The sequence below is a fragment of the Natronobacterium haloterrestre genome, assembly GCF_900112205.1.
Taxonomy (GTDB): Archaea; Halobacteriota; Halobacteria; order Halobacteriales; family Natrialbaceae; genus Natronobacterium; species Natronobacterium haloterrestre.
In genome coordinates, this window is sequence record NZ_FOKW01000011.1 from 27,996 (window position 1) to 45,913 (window position 17,918).

The following is a 17,918-nucleotide window of genomic DNA, read 5'->3' on the forward strand; positions in this document are numbered from 1 at the left end:
TCCCGCAGACGCTCATACAAGGGGTGCATGACGAACCCGAATGCCCTTCCATCGGCCGATAAAGCCCTCAATACGGACGCCTACTTCAGGCTCTATCAGGGCGCGCTCAGGATTGAGGATCCCAGTGCTCGGCTCGCCGCCTGCTACATCATCCTGCTCGCTGGCCGACTTGGCCTCCGCCTGCAAGAGATTCAGCACCTTCGTGAGGAGTGGATCGACTGGCGGCGCGGCGAAATCAAGATTCCAAGCTACGACCCCTGCGGCTGCAAACGGTGTTGGCTCACTGCCCGCGACATCTGGGGCCGTCGCGGCCTATCGGAACTCCAGGAGAAAGGCGAGTGGGCTGACGACGTTAAGTGGCGAGACCTGAATGCAGACGCCCGCGATACCGTCGTTGAGAAGGCGAGCTACTGTCGGCCGGAGACGCTAGAGGACATCCTCTATAGTGAGCGGTGGGAGCCGAAATACAACCGGTCAGCACGCACCGTCCCGTTCGGGTGGTCTGAACGCATCACTGCATGCCTCATGACCTTCTTCGACCACAATGACTGCCTTCAACACCAGCGGTACTCGGTGAGCCGGTTGATTACGAAAGCTGCAGAAAACGCTAACGGCTTGGACCCTGATGAGCTGTCTCCCCATCCGCTTCGCGCAACTGGTCTCACGTTTCTCGCGGATATCTCGGTTGACCCGAAGATGTTGTGCGACCTTGCGGGTTGGCAGGATATTCAGACTGCTGCCCGGTACCTGCGGGAGAGTGGCCGCATTACCAGCCACAAGGTGTATTCGCTGTTAGGAAAGGAAAACGAAGCGCCACCGGTCGTGCCAGCCGAGCCCGAGTATCGGTTTCCAGTCGTGATGAATCCGATCCCATTCGAGGGAGAGCCGTTCGCGCCGATCACGCCAGACGGATCTCGGTTTGACCGGGATGTCCGGCTTGCCCGCCACCACGAGCAACGTGACACTCCGATTCGGCTTGTACATCCGCGCAAAGCTTCACTCCCCTACAACTATGCCGGCTTCCCTGATGTGGACGAGCTAAGTTACGACCCCCGGAAACACGATCTCCCTGGCCATTTGGATTGGGATTCTGACCGCGTTCAGTTCGATGATGGCCGGCCCGTTACGACAGCGACGACGCTTGCAGACCTTGCAGACCCACACCGTGTGGATCCAAGCGAGCATACGCCACCGGAAGAGTACCGTGCGGAGACAGTGGACACACGGCTGTCAGACTATTTCGACGAGGATCACACCAACGACAGGATGGCAGCGGCGACGTTCACGGGCGTTGCCGCATTTACGGCTAGTGCTGTTGGGGAACGGCTTGGTCGAGAGTGGACCGAATACTGGACGGTTGGCGAGGGCGCTGCCCCAGATGCGGGACGACTGGCGAAAGGGATGGCTGCGTATCTCGTGCTGGTTGTGTGTCCGCTGTCGTTAAATCTCATTCTTCTCTTTCAGTAGACGCACTGGCGGGGTGCGCGCCAAGCCCGTTTCGGCGAAAAACATTTCCGTAAGGAAATCACCAGCGGTGCGGGGTAGTACGATATGGCGCACACCACTCTTGAAGTAACCAGATCCGACTTGCACCGAGGTAATCATTATCACTTGATAGAGACCCAAGATAGGTTCATCACAGATTCGGCACGGCATCACGGGCAATAGACACCGATGGTCTGATCGATCTGGGCAGGCAAGCTGCGGGCACACCGGCGAAATCGGTTTGACGTTCAATCACGTCACAACGACCATGACCAACGACAACGATGATGATTGGACAGAACCATATCCAGACGACATAGACGGCGGGTGGCCGGACGAAGACATCGAGGTACCGTTTAATGACAACGCCGCCACGGAGCGCTGGAAGGAACCGTACCCCGAGTGACTGGCGATTGAATCCTGTTCACACCACCACATCAGCTGCTCCTAGTGGTGTGGAAGCGATCTGGTCAGGCAAGCAACAACCATCGACCCTCAACGACGAGGGAAAGATTGTCAACGGTGGACAAAACGACCGTCCGACTCACACTCAGCGATTGACGATTCCAACTAACTCAACGACGAGCGCGAGCGCGAAGACGATCCCAACAACCCACAGAGTCCACGCGGGAGCAACGTCTTGAATGACCATGACCGCGACGACCCCGGTCACGAGCGCCGCGACAGTCCTGGTCCATCGCTGCCGCGCGTTACTGGCGATTTCGCGTCCGTGCACCGTCATACCTAATGGTTGCTCACCGCTCGAATCACTATAATCTGTCCCGTCCAGACAACCCCGACCGAACAGTCCAAGAAGCCACGATTCGAACCGGCGGACGACTACGGGACAGCGGACGCCTCCTCATTCCTCGAAAAGTAGCCTCGATAAGCCGCCGCTGCCACGTGGTTTTTCTCTTAGCTAAAGACGGATCGGTCCGTAAATGATACTTCAACGACGCGTACGGATTACGACCAGCTCTGATCGTCTTGAGTCTCGGGAATATGTTTGAACCAAATCCCGAATAATTCGGTGATGAAGAATAACCAGATGTCGCTACTAACGGACTTTGCGAAGAGAAGAAATCGAACGCCGCGGTGGCGTTCTACAAATGTTCTTACTCTTTGCCAAACATCTGGCGCATCATCGGATGCATCTCCATCATCTGCTCTTCCGCGATCTCCTCGTAGAGCTTGTAGGTGATGGAGACTGCCAGCAGCAGTCCGGTCCCGGTGACCGAACCGATGGTACCGAGCATGTTCGCCATGACGGCGAGCAGGCCGACCAGCGCGCCGCCGATGACGGTCACCTGCGGGATGTACCGCTCCATGACCTTCTCGATGACGCCGACGTTCTGTCGGAAGCCGGGGATCTGCATCCCGGAGTTCTGGATCTGCTTTGCCGTCGCTTCCGGCCCCATGTCCGTCGTCTCGACCCAGAAGATGGCGAAGACCGCGCCCCCGACGATCATGAACGTCAGGTCGAAGGCGACGCGAATCAGCACCATCCAGACCTCGGCCGTGATCTCGCCGGTCCACCACATCCAGTCGTCGGGGCTGTAGATCGGGGAGACGTAGTAGAACAGCCCGCTGACGGGCTGGCTCTGGTCGTAGACCCCGAGCCACGGCAGTTCCTGGCCGAACAGGATGATCGGGCCGGCCTCACGGTCCGGACCGAGGGTGAACATGATCTGTCCGATGAACTGAACGTTCGCCTGCAGCGCGCGAACGAGGATCATCGGCAGGACGCTCGCGTAGATGAGCTTCACGGGGAAGCGACCGCGAGCACCCTTGACCCTGGCGTGGCTGAGCGGAATCTCGACGCGGACCGACTCCGCGTAGACGACGATCCCGAAGATCAGGACCGTCGTGAACAGCGCGAGGAGCTGTCCGCCGTCCTGCGAGAGCAGCACGAACAGCCCATCACCGGTGAGCACCGAGCCGACGGCGACCTCGTCGGTGAAGAGGATCTGGTACCAGCTGTAGAAGAACCCCTGAGGCGTCGGCGAGATCAGCCCAGAGACGAGTCGCTGGCTCACGCCGGCGACGATGAACAGGCCGATACCGCTGCCGACCCCCCACTTGCTGACGACCTCGTCCATGTACAGGAGGAGGACACCGCCAGCGAAGATCTGGAGGAACATTAGTACCTGGACCTGCGAGCCGACGAACTCGAGCCCACCGAGGACTAACTGATCCTGGGCTGGCAGGAAGCCGCCGGCGAACACCATCGGAAGGGCGGTCAGCGCCGTCATGACGACGACCAGCAGCTTCTGGAGGCCCTGGTAGAGGACCTGGTCCCGAGGGTCGTCGGTGTCGAGCCCGAGCAGGTTCGCACCGCCGAGCAACTGCATGACGATGCTCGCCGTGACGATCGGTCCGATACCGACCTGCAACAGCGAGCCCTGTGACCCGGCGAGGATCGCGCGGAACTCTCCGAAGAGGTCTTGCCCCCCGGCCGCGCCGAGGATCTCGATGTTCGTCAGGAAGAAGTACAACACGAGGATCCCCGCCGTCCACGCCAGCTTGCGCTTGAAGGGGACGTGCCCCTCCGGACGCTTCACTGCGGGCATCCGCGTTAGGACCGGTTCAGCGGCTTCCTTCCATCCCATACGTTAGTCCTCGTTCTGTTCGTCTTCGTCGTCTTCGGCGTCGGCCGCTTGCTCCTCGGCGCGCTGCTTTCCGCGCTCGGAGAGAACGGCTTCGCCGCCGGCCTCCTCGAGTTTCTCCTGTGCGGCCGCGGAGAACGCGTCGGCCGTGACCTCGAGCTGGTTGCGGACCTGTCCGGAACCGAGGACCTTCACGACGTCGACCTCGTGGCCGTCCTCGACGATGTCGCGCGCGTCGAGACGGTAGCCACCGTCGTCGAGCTCTTCGGCCTGCCCCTCGGCAGCGTAGAGGATCGCGTCCTCGTCGAGCTTCTGGACGTCGATCTCCGCGACGTCTTCGCGGATGTCCTGGGGACGCTTGAAGCCGTGCTTGCCCTTCGGTTCGTAGTTGTGGAACTCGTGTTTGCTACGGCCGGCGCGACCGCGGCCGCCACGGTGGCCCGCTCCGCGTCGGTTCTTGTGGGAGCCACCGCCGTGCGTGCGCGATCCGCGCTGGCGTCGTTTTTTGCTCGTCATGGTTATCGCATCGATTCTAAGAGGTCGTTGATTTCCTCGGTTGTATGCTTTCCGAGTTGGCCGCCCTCGACGGTCGGCTTCTTGATCCCGTCGTGGCCGCCACGTGGCGGGTGCAGTCGCAGCGTCGGCGACAGCCCCTCGTCACGAAGCGTCGTCTCCTCGGCGAGCAGCGCCTCGGCGAGCGCGTCGAAGTCGTCGTACTCCGTGTTCTCGGCGAGCCACTCCTCGTCGACGTCGGCCTGCCGGCCCTCGAGGGGCTCGGAACGGCGCTCGAGCAGCGTCGCGAGCACGTCGGCGCTCGGTTCGCCGTGGGCGACGTAGTCGTTGACCTTCGTCACCATCCCCTCGTACGTATCCGTCTCGGGGACGAGCGCACAGTGGTTGACGCCGTGAATGTTCAGCATCTCCAGGGTGTCCTGGACCTTCTGCTGACGGTTCACTTCGCCACGAACCTGCACGACTGCCTTCATTGTTCGCTCACCTCGGCTTCCACGTCGGATTCGGCTCGCTCGCTACCCTCACGGAGACCGCCCGGGTGACGCGACTGGGATGCGTTTTCCAGGGCGTTGAACGTCGCTTTCGCGAGGTTCACCGTGGTTCGGGTGTTGCCGTGGCTCTTGGTCCAGGCGTTCTCGATGCCGGCCAGCTCGAGCACCGCGCGAACGGTGTCGCTGGCGGCCAGCCCGAGCCCTTCGGGGGCAGGGATGACCTCGACCTCGACGGAGCCGGCCTTCCCCTTCGTCCGTCGGGTCAGCGAGTGGGGCCGGTCCGAGCGGTCCTCCCAGGAACCGGAGCCGCGCGGGACCTTGATCATGTTCAGCTTCGCGATGCCGATCGCCTTCTGGATGGCAGAGCCGACCTGATCGTCCCGACCTTCCGCGTAGCCGACGTAGCCGTCGCGGTTGCCCACGACGACGACGCAGCGGAACTTGACGCGGCGCCCGGAGTCGGTCATGCGCTGGACCATGTTGATGTCCAGCACCTCGTCTTCTAGCCCCGGCAGGAGCTGGTCGACGAGTTCGGGCTCTTTCAGCGGCAGGCCCGAGTTGAGGGCGGCCTCCATCGTGTCGATGTCGCCCTCCTGGACCTTCCGGCCGAGACGGGTGACGGGCTGCCAACCGTCGTCGTTGTAGTCGTTTGCGCTCATTCTAGGATCGCCTCTCGTACCTCGTCGAAGTGTTCAGGGAGTTCGGTTGCGTCGAACTCGCCGCTGTACAGCGGCTCGTCGAGCTGTTCGGCGTACTCGGCGATGTGTTCGCCGCGAGTACGCGACCAGTCCGCGAGCACCGCGTCGTTGTGCGGGATCTCGAGGCCAGCGTCGATCGCGCCCTCCTGGACGGCGAACACCTTGTTGCCGGGCGTCGCCGTGTTGAGGCCGATGTCGAGGACTGCTTCCTCGAGGCCCGCTTCGACGGCGCGCGTGCCGGCCAGCAGGCCGGTCAGGTACGCCGCAGAAATGTTACTCGTGGGTGCGTCCCAGCCGTACTCCTCGAGATCGCTCGAGTGTGCGCTCGCGAGCGTCTCGTCGCCCTGTGGTCCGGGGACGATCAGCTGCGCCGTGGTGTGCTTGTTGCTCTTTCGAGCGACGAGGCGGGGCTTACCCGACTTCAGCAGGCGCAACCTCTGATGGTAGTCCGTCCGGACCTCACGGCGACGCCGCATCGGAACGTTGTATCGTGGTCCTGTCGCCATTATTGGTCACCGTAGTTTTCGTCGATGTAGTTCAACAGGTACCGGACGCTACGGAACTCCCCACCGCCAGCCTTCTTGTAGAGCTCGCGGTACTGCGTGGGCGTGATCTCGCCCTTGTCTCGGAGTTCACGCAGCTTCCGGCGCTGTGCGCGGATCTTGTTCTGCCACTCCTCTTTCTCGTTCTGGCGTGCGCCCTTCTTGCCCTTGCGCTTGCCCGGGCCATTCTGGTGGCCGTAGGCACGTTTCTCGTTGCGCTCTCGGGCGCGACCGCGGGAGTTGCCCTTGGCGTCTTCGGCCTGGATGCGACCGTCCTCGACGAGTTCGCGGATCTCGTCGCGGGTGATCGCTTCGGCGATGTCGGCCTGGGCGTCGGGGTCGAGCCAGACGCGGTTCTCGCCGACGTCCAAGACGTCGGCTGCGAGTCGCTTCTGTGCGGAGAGATCAGTCATCCGTTTCCACCTCCACTTCTTCGTAGGTCGGGTTCAGAACGCGGACGCCCTGTTCCTCGGCCTGTTCCTCGATGCGCTCGCGCTTGCGAGCACCGACCGAGGAGGCGATACGGACTGCCTCGCGGGAGCCGTCGACGCCCTCGAGGTCGTCGACGTTTTCGACGTACACTTCCTCGAAGCCGCTGGGGTGTTTGCCCCGAACGGCCGTGGGCGTACGGAAGCCGGCTTCGACTTTCGGGCCCTTGCCCTTGACGCCCTTGCGCTGCTTCGAGAGCTGACCGCGAGGGCGACGCCAGGATTCCGGCGTCCGCTTTTTCATGTGGTAGTCCTGCCGGTTGAACTGCGGCTTGCCCTCGCTTTTGCGCCGCTCGAGGAGGCGTTCCTCCTCTTCGGAGAGCTCGGGCGTCTTGTCGACGAGCCCGCGGGGCTGCAGTTCGGTCTCGACGTCCTCGTCGGGTTCCGCTTCTGCTTCCGCCTCGGGGGTCTCGTCTTCGATCTCGGCTTCGGTCTCCTCGGAGACCTCGAGGTCGCCGACGTCGGCCTTGATACGGGCCGCCAGCGCGTTGCCGATCCCGTCGGCCTCGGCCAGGTCGTCCTGGTCGGCCTCCTTGACGTCCTCGATGGACTCGTAGCCGGCCTCGCGCAGGGCCTCGGCCTTGCTCTCGCCGACGCCGCTGATGTCCTCGAGTTCCTGCGGTTCGTCTTCGGCTTCAGCGTCCGGTTCCGATTGTTCGTCTGCCATCTATTAGACACCCCCCTTCGCGGGTTTCTGGGTGATGTAGACCCCGTCCTGGAAGATACGCGTGTCCTTGCCGCTGACACGCGTCAGCTGCTCGATGTCGGCCGCGGTCTGGCCGACGTCTTCCTTGTCGGGGCCCGAGAGGACGATCTGCTCGTCGTCGACGGTGACCTCGGTGTCACCGTGGATAGTCGTGCGTCGCGGTGCCTTTTCGCCGAGGAAGTTTTCGATGACGACGTCGTCGCCCTCCACGCGGACCTGCATCGGGAAGTGGGAGTAGAAGACTTCCATCTCGTACTCCCAGCCCTCGGTTACGCCGTGGAACGCGTTCTCGATGTGGCTCTCGAAGGTGCCGACGGTCGCGTTCGTCTTCGCGTCCTCGGCTTCGCTTTCGATTACCACGCTGTCGTCTTCCACGTCGACGCTCACGTCGGGGTACCAGAGGCGTCGCGTAACGCTGCCCTCCGGTCCGTCGACGGTCACGTCGAGGTGGTCTTTCTCGACGGTTACGTTGTCGGGGATTTCCAGTTCGACTCGCATGATTAGTAGACGTATGCGATCACCTGGCCCCCAATGCCCTGCTGGCGAGCCTCGTAGTGGCTCATGATGCCGTTGCTCGTCGTAACGACGAGCGCGCCGAAGTCCCGAGCGGGGAGGTATCGCTTCTCCCATTTCTCGAACTCGTCGGCGCCGACACTATAGCGGGGCTTGACGGGGCCACACTCGTTGATCGCTCCTTTCAGTTCGACCTCGAACTGACCGGCTTTGCCGTCGTCGACGTACTCGAAGCCGTCGATGTACCCGCGGTCGTAGAAGACCTCGAGCACGCTGCCGATCTCGTTCGAGGCGGGCGTTACCTCGTGCGTGAGATGCCCCACGCTCTCGGCGTTGTCGAGCCCCGAGAGCGCGTTGCTGAGTGGGTCGTTGCCTGTCATATTATCGGTACTTCCTGAATCCCATGTCGCGGGCGATTTCTCGGAAGCACTGGCGGCACAGGTTGATGTCGTACTTGCCGACAAGACCCTGCTTGCGGCCACAGCGCTGGCACTCCTCGATCTGGCCGGTACGCTTTGCGGCGTGCTCGCCGGTCCGGTCGGCCGCGTCGGCTTCCGGTTCGGATTCCGTCTCTGGTTCTGATTCGCTTTCACTCATCTGCGGACTCCTCCACGGTTGCATCGAAAGTCGACTCGAGGAACGCGACCGCGTCCTCGGTCGTGAGTCGGTGACTCGACGGGATCGAGCGGGTCGCCTTGTCACGCTTGGCGATGCGGTAGCCCGGACGGACCAGGTTGACGGTCACGTCCAGCCCGTAGATCCCGACGTTCGGGTCGTACTCCTGGCTCGGGAACTCGGTGTGTTCCTCGATCCCGAAGCTGAAGTTGCCCGTGTCGTCGAACTGCGACTCGGAGATCTCCGCGAGGGGCAGAGCCTTCTCGAGGAACTCGTGAGCGTCCTCGCCACGAAGGGTGACCTTCGTGCCGATCGGGTCGCCCTGGCGAATGCCGAAGTCGGGTTCGGTCTCTTTCGCCTGGGTGCGGACGCTCTCCTGACCCGTGATCTCCTCGATGATGTCCTCGGCTTTGCCGAGTTCGCGGCCACCCTGACCGACGCCCATGTGGACGACGACCTTCTCGACGCGTGGCTCGCGCATCTCGTGGAATCCGGTATCAGCTTCGCTCATTCGTCATCACCCGTGCTCACGGTTTCACCGTTCGCGTCTTCCGAGGACGAGTCCTCACCCGTGAAGTTCTCGTCGATGACGACGACGTACTCCTCGACGGTCTCGAACTCGCCGTCGTCCGTCGAGACGGTGACGGTGTTCGAGCCGCTGCCCAGCGTCACGTCGATGTCCTCGATCTCGCCGATCTTGCCGCCGTGGTTGCCACGAACGGCCGTCACGAGGGCGCCTTCCTCGTAGGGGAAGTGCGCGACGATCGACTTGTCCTCGTTGTCGACGACGATCGAGTCCTTGGTGCTGTACTCGCCGCCGTCGCCCTCGACGAGGACGTTCGTCCCGTCGTGCAGCGTCAGCTGGGTGTCGCCGCCCGACACCTGCTGTTTGCCCTCGATCTTGCCGAGACGGCTCTCGGCGGCGTCCGCGTCGATTTCGGTCAGCGCGAGCCGACCGCCCTCGTCGGGGAAGACGCGGTAGTACTCCTCTCGACCGGGGAACGCGATGATGTCGAAGATGCCGATCGGACGCTGCTCGTCGTTGATCGGCTCCCCGTTGACGAGGATCGAGTCCTCGGAGAGGGCGTACCGTGCTTCCTTCGTCGAGTCCACGTAGCCAAGCACGTCCCGCAGGAGGACGACGAGCGGCACGCCTTCCTCGCCGTGGGGACCGGCGCCGGCCTTGACCGTGAACACGTCGGTCTTTCGCTCGACCGGCCAGGTCTTCGGGACCGACAGTCGTTTCTGGTGTTTCGTCATTCGCTATCACCTTCGTTTTCGCCTTCGAGGCGTGCTTCGCGACGCTCGTCCTCCAGGTCGAGCTCCGTGATACGGACGTTCGACGGGTCGAGCGGTCGCGGCACTTCCTCGCCGTCGGCCGTCTCGACGGTAACGTCCTCGACGTGGATCGTTCCGTCCTCGAGGATCGCGCGGACGACTTCGCCTTCCTCGCCGGCGTGGTCGCCACGCATGATCTCGACACGGTCGCCCGCGTTGACACGGGTGCGTCGGGTGTCGTACTCCTCGCGGAGCTCGTCGGAGAGCGTCGCGTGCAGCTGCTTCTGTCGCTTGTGCAGCGGTGCACGCTCGGTCTGCGTTCGCTGTTTGTGGGGTTGCTCCGTCATGGTTCTATACGATCATCGTCGCGGTGGAGGCGATCGCGCCGAAGCGTTCGGCGACTTCTCGAGCGATCGGCCCCTTGATCTCCGTCCCGCGGGGCTCCTCGTTCTCGTCGATGATGACCGCCGCGTTGTCCTCGAACTTCAGTCGGGTGCCGTCGGGCCGGCGGATCGACTTCCGCTGGCGGACGATGACGGCCTCGAGGACCTGGCGGCGCATCTCGGGGGTACCCTTGGTCACGGAGACCGTGACCTTGTCACCGATCCCCGCCTTCGGCTGGCGGTTCTTGGTGCCGTGGTAGCCCGAGACGCTGACGACCTTCAGTTCGCGTGCGCCGGTGTTGTCGGCGCAGGTGACCAGCGAGCCCTTCTTCAGACCCTGCGTGACGTCGGCTTTCATCGCCTCCATCACTGATCACCCTCGGTTTCCGTAGCGAGGTCCTCGTCGGAGAGGCCCGGCTCGGGTTCGGTCTCGCCGGTCAGCTCCGCGACGTCCTCGGCGGTCGCTTCTTCGGTTACTTCGACGACCACGTGCGATTTGGTCTTCGACAGTGGTCGGGTCTCTGCGATCTTGACCGTGTCACCGACCGAGAGCGGCTCGAGCACGCCCGGCACGTGGGCCGGAATGCGCGAGCGTCGCTTCATGTAGCGGTCGTATTTCGGAACCGCTACATCGTACTCTCGTTCGACGACCACGGTCTTGTCCATGTCCGTCGAGACGACCTGCCCCTCGAGGATCTGACCTCGAACGGACAGCTCGCCGTAGAACGGACACTTCTCGTAGTCGTATTCCTCCGGGTTTTCGGGTTCCGGAGGGGTTTCAACGTCTAGTCCTATTGCCATGGTGAATCACCATTCGTTTCCGTGCGTCGGGCGGGTCGTGAGAGCAAGCGCGATCCATCGACCGTAACGTAGGCCACGTCCTCGCCGGCAGCGCGGCGGCGGTTCGTCGAACCGTCGCCGCGACAGCTGGCGGCATCGCCGTCAGCTCGGTCTGCGGTGTCCGATCGCTCGGTCTCCGCAGGTTGAGTGTCGGCCAGTTTGGACGCGGTCCCCGACCCCTTCTCGAGGTCGGCGGCGTCATCTGTGATCGCGAACTCGAACGTCGAGCCCGATTTGGGCACCATCACTACCCGAGACTCGCCGTCGTCACGGTCGGCGGCGACGCCGCCGTTCCACCGTTCCGCCTCCGGCGGAACGCAAACCTCGATCGAGAGGGTGTTGGTCGTCTCGATGACGACCCGCCCCTCGAGGCCCACCCGCGACTCGTCGTCGCTCTCGACGACGCGGACGGGGAGCCCGTTGAGTTCGTGTCGTGGCAGGGTCTCGGGTGTCAGTGCCATTTGTGTATTACTGTTCGTCTTCGTCCTCGAAGTCGCCTTCCTCGGTCTGGATCGTCTTGATCCGCGCGATGGTCCGGCGAAGCTCGCCGATGCGGCCCGGGTTCTCCGGGGCCCCACCGGCCGCGAGGACGGATTTCTGGTTGAGCAGTTCGGTCTCGAGCTCCTCGAGTTCCTCCTGCCGTTCGGCAGGCGTCATGTCGCGGATCTCTTCGACGTGCAGGATCGCCATCAGTCGTCACCTCCCTCGGACTCGTCTTCGTCTTCTTCCATCTCGGCGACGAGTTCCTCGGCTTCGGCTTCGACGTCCTCTTCGAGCTCCTCGAGTTCTTCCTCGACGTCCTCGTCGCCGCCGGGGACTTCGACCTCTTCGAACTCCTCGTCGGCGTCGTCGGCGTCGACTTCCTCTTCGATGACCTCCTCGACGACCTCTTCGTCGAGGTCGGCCTCGTCGGCTTCGGTCTCCGGGGGTTCGTCGGCCTCCGCGGCCTCGGCCCCTTCGGCCCCTTCGGGCTCACCCTCGAGGAGTTCCTCGACGCCTTCGGCCTCGTTGGCCTCGACGGCCTCGGGAACGACTTCCTCGGGATCGAGGTCCTCGTGGATCTCGAAGTCGTCGGGCAGCTGCGCGTTCGGCGGGATGATCTTCACCGTGACGCCGATCGTGCCCAGCTTCATGACGGCCGTCGCCTGCCCTTCGTCGACGATCTCTTCGGCGGGCTGGCCGTTGTGCTTGATGTAGCCGCGGTTGAACTTCTCGACGCGCGAGCGGGCGCCCGTGACCTTCCCGGAGAGGACGATCTCGGCACCCAGTGCGCCGGCTTCCATGATCCGGTCGATCGTCGTGTGACCGGCCTTCCGGAAGTACCAGCCACGCTCCAAGGCGTTTGCCAGGCGGTCGGCGACGATCCGTGCGTTCAGGTCGGGTTCGTCGACCTCCTGTACGTCGACCTGGGGATCCTCGAGGTCGAACTTCTCCTCGAGGGCGGTCGTGACCTTTCGGATGTTCTCGCCGCCTTTGCCGATGACCATCCCCGGCTTCTCGGCCTTGAGGACGATCTGGGTTCCCATCGGCGTCTTGGCGACGTCCATGCCACCGTAGCCCGCGCGGCCGAGTTCTTCCTGGAAGAACTCGTCGATCTGGGACCGCTGCAGGCCGTTTTCGATGAACTGTTGTTCGTCAGCCATTAGTTGTCACCCTCCTCGTCCTCGGATTCGGTGTCGGTGTCGGTGTCGACCTCTTCGACGACGATCTCGACGTCGACCTCCGGCGTGTTCCACGCGGAGGCACGCCCCATCGCGCGGGGCTTGCGGCCGACCGACTCGCCGACCTTGTGAGCGGCGACGTGGACGATCTCCATCGACTCGCCGTCGAAGCCCTGATGGTCGGCGTTGGCCTCGACGTTCTCGAGCAGGTCGAGGAACTCGTTCGAGACCTTCTCGGGGTACTTTCCTGCGTCCCACCCGTCGATGTCGGAACGGTGTCCGGCACCGGCGTTGTGGGACTTGAACGGGACCGACTGTTCCTCGTCGATCACGTCCTGGAGGTAGGCCCGGGCCTCGCCGACGGTTCGGCCCTTGATTTCGCGGGCGACCTCCTTGCTGTGCTTGTGGCTCATGTGACGCTCCCGGAGCATCGCTTTCGCGGTCGCGTCCGGATCCGCGTCGACTGAGTAGTTGATTCCCATACGATGATCACTTCAGTGGGACGAACTTCGAGGAGCGAGTCGCGCCGATCCCGGCCTGTCCGTGTTCGACGGACGTGCGGGTCAGCTGGAACTCGCCGAGATAGTGTCCGATCATCTCGGGTTCGACGTAAACGCGCTCGAAGGACTGTCCGTTGTGGACTTCGAAGGTCAGTCCGACGAACTCCGGCAGGATCGGCATGTCCCGCAGGTGAGTTCGGATCGGCGCGTTGGCGGTCTCCTCCTCGCCTTTCTCGCGGGCCTCCTCGAGAAGCTTCTGCTTCTCGACGGAGAGACCGCGTTCGATACTTCGCCGCTTTCGTGCGGGTAGCAGTTCCGCGACTTCCTCGAGCTCCATGTCCTGCAGCTCGTCGAGCGTGTGACCGCGGTAGGTGAACTCACCTTCACGGCCGGTTCGGTACTCCTGGCTCATTTGTTTCCACCTCGACCGGTACGGCGCGAGGAGATGTCACCGACCTTCCGTCCCGGCGGGGCGTCCCGCGAGACGGATTTCGGTTTCCCGGGGTGCTGTCGACCGCCGCCACCGAACGGGTGATCGACGGCGTTCATCGCGACACCGCGGACGCGGGGCCACTTCGTGCCTCGCGCTTTCATCTTGTGGTGCTTGTTCCCTGCCTTGACCATCGGCTTCTCCGTGCGACCCCCACCGGCGACGACGCCGATGGTGGCTCGACACTGCGGATCGAGGCGCTTGACCTCGCCGCTTGGCAGCTGGACGACCGCCGCGTTGCGGTCGTGGGTGATCAGGTCCGCGTTGACACCCGAGGCGCGGGCGAACTTGCCGCCGTCGCCCGGGTTCGCTTCGACGTTACAGACCGGGACCCCTTCCGGGATCTCCGCGAGCGGGAGCGTGTTGCCCGGCTTGATCTCGGCGGAGACGCCGACCTGCAGCTCCTCGCCGACCGTGATACCCTCGGGGGCGAGGACCAGACGCTGGTCGCCGTCCTCGAACTCGACGGCGGCGACGGGCGCCGATCGCGCGGGGTCGTGTTCGATGTCCACGACCGTCCCGCGGACGAGGTCGTCGTCTTCCTCTTTCTTGTGATCGAGCTTCGCCTTGTATCGGTGCGACGGGGCACGGAACGTGGAGGTACCGCGACCGCGTCGTTGTCCGAGAATGCGTCGTCCCATCGTCAGAACACCCCGATTCGCGAGGCGACTTCCTGTGCGTCGTCGTCCTCGGAGAGTCGAACTGTCGCTTTCTTCTTGCCCTTCATCGTTACCTGGGTGTTGATGTCGTCGACGGAGACCTCGAAGCGCTCCTCGACTTCGTCCCGAATTTCGGGCTTGGTGGCGTCGGGGGAGACGACGAACTGGAGCTTGTTCTCGAAGTCCATGTCGTTCATCGCCTTCTCCGTGACGAGCGGGTGCTCGATGACCGTACTCATCGTTCGGCCACCTCCTCGAGAGCGCTCTCGGTCCAGACCGTCAGTCGACCCGGCTGTGCGCCGGGCGCGAGGTCTTCGGCGTTGACCTCCGCAGCCGTCGCGACGTCGGCGCCGGCCAGGTTTCGAGCGGCACGGGACGGGCCCGTCTCGCTCGAGGTGACGAAGAGGATCGACGTGGGCTCCTGGTACTTCCGACCGCGGGTCTTCCCGCGACCGGAGCGGACGCCCCGACCCTCGTCGGCGCGTTCGACGTCGGCCTCGAGACCGGTGGCCTCGAGGAAGTCGACGACTTCGCGGGTCTTCACGAGGTCCTCGAACTCGTCGTCGACGACGACGGGAAGCTCGAGGTCCTCGTCGAACTCGTGGCCGCGCTCGGCGACGAGTTCGGCGTCGGTCGTCGCAGCGATCGCGCTGCGGACGGCCAACTTCCGCTCTTTGGTGTTCATCGATTCGGTCCAGTCCTTCTCGGCCTTCGGCGGGTGGGCCTTGCGTCCCTTGACGGACTGGGGAACGCGTCGTGCGCGTCCGTCCTGTCGTGGGACGTGGGCCATCCCTCGGCCGCTGCCGAACGATTCGGCCGGCGTTCGGAGGCCGGCGAACTCGTCGGCACCGTAGTCCTGTTTCCGGTTGGCCTGGGCGGCCTGTACGGCGCGGGCGATCAGGTCCGGGCGGTACTGCGTCTCGAAGACCGCCGGGAGATCGACCGAGCCCGCGTCCGAGCCGTCCAGGTCGTATACTGTTGCTTCCATATGTTATCCCTGGTTGGATGCGGTGGAGACGTACCGAACCTCGGGATCGAGGCGCGGCTGGTCTCCGGGTCGGATCGCCGGGCGGAAGCGTACGAGACGCTTCTCCGGCCCGGGGAGCGAGCCCTTGATCAGCGCGTGCGGCCCGTCGACTTCGCCGTAGTTGACGAAGCCGCCGTCGACCGTCGCGTCTGCGCCCTCGCCCATGTCGACGAGGCGCTTGTTGAGTTCCGTCCGCTGGTGGTAGCCGGTCTGGCCCTGCTGTGGGACCGTCGACCGGACGCGGGACGGATTCCAGGGACCGAGGTTCCCGATGCGGCGGCGCCATCCCTGCCGGGCGTGTTTGCCCTTGCGCTTCTGGACGCCCCAGCGCTTGACGGGACCCTGGGTCCCTTTCCCTTTCGTGACGCCGCTTGCGTCGACGTACTCGCCGGCGCGGAACACGTCGTTCATGACGTGTTCGCCACCGTCCTCGAGCAGTTCGAGGCCGAAGTCGACGCGTTCGTCGACGGAGCCCCCGCCGATGCGGGTCTCCATGACGTCCGGCTTCTTCTTGGGCACGGACGGTACCTCGCTCGGTACCGTGTGCGTGATCGCGCGAACGTCGTCGACGCGCCCGTTCTCGAGCAGTCCGCGAAGCTCGTCGGCGGCGGCGTCGCTGTCGTAGTCGTCGCCGGGGAGGTCCAGGACGCGATCGAGTTCGGGTGCGAACTCGTCGGTCCAGACCTCGGTTACGGGGTTCATTCCGTACGGCGTGTCTTCGTACGCACGCAGGGCGACGGCGCGCATCGGCGGCGTCTCCACGATCGTCACGGGGACGGTCTGTTCCATCCCCTCGGTCGGCGAGTTCGCTTTATCGTCGACCATGACGACGTGGGTCATGCCGGCCTTGTAGCCCGCGAAGCCCTGGAGCGTCGGCTGTCCGTCAGTGTCCGGCCACGAGTTGAAGCGCGGAACCTCCGAGGAGGCGCGCTTCCGTGGACCGAACCCGAGTGAGCCTTTCCGTGGTGCGTTTGATTGTGGCATTCTATCACTCTCTCAGTGAGAGGGGAGCGAGCGTGGCGAACACCGCTTCTTCGGTGCGCACCACGTCGCTTCCCTGATCCGGAACCGTGTTTAGCCAGAGGTCGAACCCCGGATCGGCCGGTGTGGGTTCGACTCCGTCGTCCGCGTCGGAATCCCCTCGATCCGATGGATCCGGATCGACGGCGACGGCGGACGCCTCGATTCCGAGGATATCCGGCAGCCCTCTCTCGGGCGCGCCGAAGGCGACGGTCAGACCGTCGTCCTCGATGCGTCCGGCCAGCGTCTCGAGCCGCCCCACGGTGAGTTCTTCACCGTATCGGGAGGCGGCGATGCGGACGCCGGCGTCCTCACGGCCGAGTGCTGCCGATAGGTCCGTCCGCTCGACTGAAAGCCCCGGAAGGGGGCGATCGACGAGCTTCGCTCGGACCGGTCGTCGCGAAGAGATCCTGACGGTCACGCGCTCCCCCTCTTCGACCTCCATGTCAGGAGGCGTGTTGAGGGAGATCGGGTGTTGCATGCCGCAATTGACCCGGACGCGCCCTTCAGGTCCGACCTCGGTCACGATCCCTTGTCTTAACGACCCCGAATCGTTCGATTCGGAGCCGGTCCGTGACACGGCGCGGAGCGGCGGCAAGACGCCGACGTACTCCAGTTCGTCTCGCATCCCCCAGGCCTCGTTTCGGAGGTAGGGGGGCGTTGCGGCGTACCGCAGGACGGTACTGACGAACCCGTCGCCGAACCGCCCTGTTTCGCCATCCCGATCGGGATAGACGATCAGGCGATCGACCCGGTAGATCGTCGCCGCGCGGGCGACGTATCCGAGCTTGCGAGTTGCCTCGCGTTTGTCCTCGGCTTCCCGGGTGAGCGACGACGGCACGAGTACGCTGACGGTCATGCCGTGACGCTTCGGCGCCGCGTCACTAGACTGTAGCGATGTATTGCGGATAGGGTCTTAAAAGGATAGCGGATTCGAATACGGCTGTGAACTCCTCACAGCCCTGAATTCGTGGGGAACGGACACATACCGGTCACCGATAGAAGGTCGGGTCCCGGCGACCCGTTCCGGAAGGGGAACAGCTCCCGGACTCGGGGATCGATCGTGGAGCGCGGCCGGCAGATCGCGGCGATTGGGGGCGATTTTCCGCTCGGCCAGATCACGTACGTCTCGGAGCCGGAGAGGTGCACGTCCCGGGGGTGACGAACGACGTTGGTCGGGGTGGATCGACACGCCGCCGATGCACTCAGTGACGAAGCCGGTCCCCCGTCGAGGCCAGGCCGGGATGGAGACGTCCTCGTCGTAGAAGCCGGACGAAGTGTCGCAGCTGTACGGCCCGTGGGATATTCGTGCGCGCCCGCGTACGAGTATTCGTGAGGCGGTCCCCGTTCGCTCCCGTCCGGTTTCGCCCGTCCGTCGTGTGCGAACGGGATGTGACGACTGT

Annotated in this window: 28 protein-coding genes; 2 read left to right on the plus strand and 26 right to left on the minus strand. The window is 64.0% G+C overall.

The features are described 5' to 3' along the window. Window positions 1–27: 27 nt before the first annotated feature. Together BM113_RS18130 and BM113_RS22435 are read left to right on the plus strand one after the other, a co-directional pair. Window positions 28–1,467, plus strand: a complete 1,440-nt coding sequence (locus BM113_RS18130; RefSeq protein ID WP_089789438.1) for a site-specific integrase — start codon at window positions 28–30, stop codon at window positions 1,465–1,467. Window positions 1,468–1,753: 286 nt separating this feature from the next. After that, window positions 1,754–1,891 carry a hypothetical protein gene (locus tag BM113_RS22435; RefSeq protein ID WP_177209217.1) on the plus strand — a complete coding sequence of 46 codons (138 nt, stop codon included), beginning with the start codon at window positions 1,754–1,756 and terminating at the stop codon, window positions 1,889–1,891. A 144-nt stretch (window positions 1,892–2,035) separates the two neighbouring features. Here BM113_RS22435 and BM113_RS18135 read toward each other — a convergent pair whose 3' ends face one another. From BM113_RS18135 to BM113_RS18260, 26 genes are all read right to left on the minus strand, one after another. Beyond that, window positions 2,036–2,227: a hypothetical protein gene (locus BM113_RS18135; RefSeq protein WP_089789439.1), complete on the minus strand. Its 192-nt coding sequence runs from the start codon at window positions 2,225–2,227 to the stop codon at window positions 2,036–2,038. 373 nt (window positions 2,228–2,600) lie between these two features. Next, on the minus strand, window positions 2,601–4,094 hold the full coding sequence (gene secY, locus BM113_RS18140) for a preprotein translocase subunit SecY (RefSeq protein ID WP_089789440.1): 1,494 nt from the start codon (window positions 4,092–4,094) through the stop codon (window positions 2,601–2,603). A 3-nt stretch (window positions 4,095–4,097) separates the two neighbouring features. Then, a complete protein-coding gene (locus BM113_RS18145; RefSeq protein WP_089789441.1) occupies window positions 4,098–4,607 on the minus strand; it encodes an uL15m family ribosomal protein in 510 nt (169 codons plus the stop codon). A gap of 2 nt (window positions 4,608–4,609) precedes the next feature. Further along, window positions 4,610–5,077: a 50S ribosomal protein L30 gene (locus BM113_RS18150; protein WP_007141950.1), complete on the minus strand. Its 468-nt coding sequence runs from the start codon at window positions 5,075–5,077 to the stop codon at window positions 4,610–4,612. Then, a complete protein-coding gene (locus BM113_RS18155) occupies window positions 5,074–5,754 on the minus strand; it encodes a 30S ribosomal protein S5 (RefSeq protein ID WP_089789442.1) in 681 nt (226 codons plus the stop codon). The genes BM113_RS18150 and BM113_RS18155 overlap by 4 nt, the downstream gene beginning before the upstream one ends. Next, complete coding sequence (locus tag BM113_RS18160) at window positions 5,751–6,299, minus strand: 50S ribosomal protein L18 (protein WP_089789443.1); 549 nt, start codon at window positions 6,297–6,299, stop codon at window positions 5,751–5,753. Before BM113_RS18160 ends, BM113_RS18155 begins: the two co-directional genes overlap by 4 nt. Continuing rightward, a complete protein-coding gene (locus tag BM113_RS18165) occupies window positions 6,299–6,748 on the minus strand; it encodes a 50S ribosomal protein L19e (protein ID WP_089789444.1) in 450 nt (149 codons plus the stop codon). The genes BM113_RS18160 and BM113_RS18165 overlap by 1 nt, the downstream gene beginning before the upstream one ends. After that, window positions 6,741–7,490 (minus strand): 50S ribosomal protein L32e, encoded by a 750-nt coding sequence (locus tag BM113_RS18170; RefSeq protein WP_089789445.1) that lies wholly within the window; start codon window positions 7,488–7,490, stop codon window positions 6,741–6,743. Before BM113_RS18170 ends, BM113_RS18165 begins: the two co-directional genes overlap by 8 nt. 3 nt (window positions 7,491–7,493) lie before the next feature. Next, window positions 7,494–8,027: a 50S ribosomal protein L6 gene (locus BM113_RS18175; RefSeq protein ID WP_089789446.1), complete on the minus strand. Its 534-nt coding sequence runs from the start codon at window positions 8,025–8,027 to the stop codon at window positions 7,494–7,496. Window positions 8,028–8,029: 2 nt separating this feature from the next. Next, window positions 8,030–8,422 carry a 30S ribosomal protein S8 gene (locus BM113_RS18180; protein WP_007141956.1) on the minus strand — a complete coding sequence of 131 codons (393 nt, stop codon included), beginning with the start codon at window positions 8,420–8,422 and terminating at the stop codon, window positions 8,030–8,032. A 1-nt stretch (window position 8,423) separates the two neighbouring features. After that, entirely contained in the window at window positions 8,424–8,639 is a 216-nt protein-coding gene (locus BM113_RS18185; RefSeq protein ID WP_007141957.1) for a 30S ribosomal protein S14, read from the minus strand. Then, window positions 8,632–9,168, minus strand: a complete 537-nt coding sequence (locus BM113_RS18190) for a 50S ribosomal protein L5 (RefSeq protein ID WP_007141958.1) — start codon at window positions 9,166–9,168, stop codon at window positions 8,632–8,634. Before BM113_RS18190 ends, BM113_RS18185 begins: the two co-directional genes overlap by 8 nt. Beyond that, on the minus strand, window positions 9,165–9,917 hold the full coding sequence (locus BM113_RS18195) for a 30S ribosomal protein S4e (protein ID WP_089789447.1): 753 nt from the start codon (window positions 9,915–9,917) through the stop codon (window positions 9,165–9,167). Before BM113_RS18195 ends, BM113_RS18190 begins: the two co-directional genes overlap by 4 nt. Next, entirely contained in the window at window positions 9,914–10,282 is a 369-nt protein-coding gene (gene rplX, locus BM113_RS18200; RefSeq protein WP_089789448.1) for a 50S ribosomal protein L24, read from the minus strand. The genes BM113_RS18195 and rplX overlap by 4 nt, the downstream gene beginning before the upstream one ends. Window positions 10,283–10,286: 4 nt before the next feature. Further along, window positions 10,287–10,685, minus strand: coding sequence for a 50S ribosomal protein L14 (locus tag BM113_RS18205; RefSeq protein ID WP_006671111.1), 399 nt, complete (start codon window positions 10,683–10,685; stop codon window positions 10,287–10,289). Next, on the minus strand, window positions 10,685–11,119 hold the full coding sequence (locus BM113_RS18210) for a 30S ribosomal protein S17 (RefSeq protein ID WP_089789449.1): 435 nt from the start codon (window positions 11,117–11,119) through the stop codon (window positions 10,685–10,687). Before BM113_RS18210 ends, BM113_RS18205 begins: the two co-directional genes overlap by 1 nt. Continuing rightward, window positions 11,110–11,619 carry a ribonuclease P protein component 1 gene (locus BM113_RS18215; protein WP_089789450.1) on the minus strand — a complete coding sequence of 170 codons (510 nt, stop codon included), beginning with the start codon at window positions 11,617–11,619 and terminating at the stop codon, window positions 11,110–11,112. The genes BM113_RS18210 and BM113_RS18215 overlap by 10 nt, the downstream gene beginning before the upstream one ends. Window positions 11,620–11,626: 7 nt before the next feature. Then, entirely contained in the window at window positions 11,627–11,848 is a 222-nt protein-coding gene (rpmC, locus tag BM113_RS18220) for a 50S ribosomal protein L29 (RefSeq protein ID WP_089789451.1), read from the minus strand. Then, entirely contained in the window at window positions 11,848–12,801 is a 954-nt protein-coding gene (locus BM113_RS18225) for a 30S ribosomal protein S3 (protein WP_089789452.1), read from the minus strand. Before BM113_RS18225 ends, rpmC begins: the two co-directional genes overlap by 1 nt. After that, window positions 12,801–13,301 (minus strand): 50S ribosomal protein L22, encoded by a 501-nt coding sequence (locus BM113_RS18230; RefSeq protein ID WP_089789453.1) that lies wholly within the window; start codon window positions 13,299–13,301, stop codon window positions 12,801–12,803. Before BM113_RS18230 ends, BM113_RS18225 begins: the two co-directional genes overlap by 1 nt. 7 nt (window positions 13,302–13,308) lie before the next feature. After that, window positions 13,309–13,731, minus strand: a complete 423-nt coding sequence (locus BM113_RS18235) for a 30S ribosomal protein S19 (protein WP_007141966.1) — start codon at window positions 13,729–13,731, stop codon at window positions 13,309–13,311. Then, window positions 13,728–14,450, minus strand: a complete 723-nt coding sequence (locus tag BM113_RS18240; RefSeq protein WP_089789454.1) for a 50S ribosomal protein L2 — start codon at window positions 14,448–14,450, stop codon at window positions 13,728–13,730. Before BM113_RS18240 ends, BM113_RS18235 begins: the two co-directional genes overlap by 4 nt. A gap of 2 nt (window positions 14,451–14,452) precedes the next feature. Beyond that, window positions 14,453–14,707, minus strand: coding sequence for a 50S ribosomal protein L23 (locus BM113_RS18245; protein WP_089789455.1), 255 nt, complete (start codon window positions 14,705–14,707; stop codon window positions 14,453–14,455). Continuing rightward, the gene (gene rpl4p / locus BM113_RS18250) at window positions 14,704–15,456 is read right to left on the minus strand and encodes a 50S ribosomal protein L4 (protein WP_089789456.1); all 753 of its coding nucleotides are present in this window, start codon (window positions 15,454–15,456) and stop codon (window positions 14,704–14,706) included. The genes BM113_RS18245 and rpl4p overlap by 4 nt, the downstream gene beginning before the upstream one ends. Window positions 15,457–15,459: 3 nt before the next feature. Then, window positions 15,460–16,479, minus strand: coding sequence for a 50S ribosomal protein L3 (locus tag BM113_RS18255; protein ID WP_089789457.1), 1,020 nt, complete (start codon window positions 16,477–16,479; stop codon window positions 15,460–15,462). A 4-nt stretch (window positions 16,480–16,483) separates the two neighbouring features. Beyond that, complete coding sequence (locus BM113_RS18260; RefSeq protein WP_089789458.1) at window positions 16,484–17,374, minus strand: putative RNA uridine N3 methyltransferase; 891 nt, start codon at window positions 17,372–17,374, stop codon at window positions 16,484–16,486. Window positions 17,375–17,918: the final 544 nt, after the last annotated feature.

Coding starts and splice junctions, on each gene's coding strand:
- BM113_RS18130 (WP_089789438.1), top strand. CDS start 28: ATGACGAACCCGAATGCCCTTCCATCGGCCGATAAAGCCCTCAATACG.
- BM113_RS22435 (WP_177209217.1), top strand. CDS start 1,754: ATGACCAACGACAACGATGATGATTGGACAGAACCATATCCAGACGAC.
- BM113_RS18135 (WP_089789439.1), bottom strand. CDS start 2,227: ATGACGGTGCACGGACGCGAAATCGCCAGTAACGCGCGGCAGCGATGG.
- secY (WP_089789440.1), bottom strand. CDS start 4,094: ATGGGATGGAAGGAAGCCGCTGAACCGGTCCTAACGCGGATGCCCGCA.
- BM113_RS18145 (WP_089789441.1), bottom strand. CDS start 4,607: ATGACGAGCAAAAAACGACGCCAGCGCGGATCGCGCACGCACGGCGGT.
- BM113_RS18150 (WP_007141950.1), bottom strand. CDS start 5,077: ATGAAGGCAGTCGTGCAGGTTCGTGGCGAAGTGAACCGTCAGCAGAAG.
- BM113_RS18155 (WP_089789442.1), bottom strand. CDS start 5,754: ATGAGCGCAAACGACTACAACGACGACGGTTGGCAGCCCGTCACCCGT.
- BM113_RS18160 (WP_089789443.1), bottom strand. CDS start 6,299: ATGGCGACAGGACCACGATACAACGTTCCGATGCGGCGTCGCCGTGAG.
- BM113_RS18165 (WP_089789444.1), bottom strand. CDS start 6,748: ATGACTGATCTCTCCGCACAGAAGCGACTCGCAGCCGACGTCTTGGAC.
- BM113_RS18170 (WP_089789445.1), bottom strand. CDS start 7,490: ATGGCAGACGAACAATCGGAACCGGACGCTGAAGCCGAAGACGAACCG.
- BM113_RS18175 (WP_089789446.1), bottom strand. CDS start 8,027: ATGCGAGTCGAACTGGAAATCCCCGACAACGTAACCGTCGAGAAAGAC.
- BM113_RS18180 (WP_007141956.1), bottom strand. CDS start 8,422: ATGACAGGCAACGACCCACTCAGCAACGCGCTCTCGGGGCTCGACAAC.
- BM113_RS18185 (WP_007141957.1), bottom strand. CDS start 8,639: ATGAGTGAAAGCGAATCAGAACCAGAGACGGAATCCGAACCGGAAGCC.
- BM113_RS18190 (WP_007141958.1), bottom strand. CDS start 9,168: ATGAGCGAAGCTGATACCGGATTCCACGAGATGCGCGAGCCACGCGTC.
- BM113_RS18195 (WP_089789447.1), bottom strand. CDS start 9,917: ATGACGAAACACCAGAAACGACTGTCGGTCCCGAAGACCTGGCCGGTC.
- rplX (WP_089789448.1), bottom strand. CDS start 10,282: ATGACGGAGCAACCCCACAAACAGCGAACGCAGACCGAGCGTGCACCG.
- BM113_RS18205 (WP_006671111.1), bottom strand. CDS start 10,685: ATGGAGGCGATGAAAGCCGACGTCACGCAGGGTCTGAAGAAGGGCTCG.
- BM113_RS18210 (WP_089789449.1), bottom strand. CDS start 11,119: ATGGCAATAGGACTAGACGTTGAAACCCCTCCGGAACCCGAAAACCCG.
- BM113_RS18215 (WP_089789450.1), bottom strand. CDS start 11,619: ATGGCACTGACACCCGAGACCCTGCCACGACACGAACTCAACGGGCTC.
- rpmC (WP_089789451.1), bottom strand. CDS start 11,848: ATGGCGATCCTGCACGTCGAAGAGATCCGCGACATGACGCCTGCCGAA.
- BM113_RS18225 (WP_089789452.1), bottom strand. CDS start 12,801: ATGGCTGACGAACAACAGTTCATCGAAAACGGCCTGCAGCGGTCCCAG.
- BM113_RS18230 (WP_089789453.1), bottom strand. CDS start 13,301: ATGGGAATCAACTACTCAGTCGACGCGGATCCGGACGCGACCGCGAAA.
- BM113_RS18235 (WP_007141966.1), bottom strand. CDS start 13,731: ATGAGCCAGGAGTACCGAACCGGCCGTGAAGGTGAGTTCACCTACCGC.
- BM113_RS18240 (WP_089789454.1), bottom strand. CDS start 14,450: ATGGGACGACGCATTCTCGGACAACGACGCGGTCGCGGTACCTCCACG.
- BM113_RS18245 (WP_089789455.1), bottom strand. CDS start 14,707: ATGAGTACGGTCATCGAGCACCCGCTCGTCACGGAGAAGGCGATGAAC.
- rpl4p (WP_089789456.1), bottom strand. CDS start 15,456: ATGGAAGCAACAGTATACGACCTGGACGGCTCGGACGCGGGCTCGGTC.
- BM113_RS18255 (WP_089789457.1), bottom strand. CDS start 16,479: ATGCCACAATCAAACGCACCACGGAAAGGCTCACTCGGGTTCGGTCCA.
- BM113_RS18260 (WP_089789458.1), bottom strand. CDS start 17,374: ATGACCGTCAGCGTACTCGTGCCGTCGTCGCTCACCCGGGAAGCCGAG.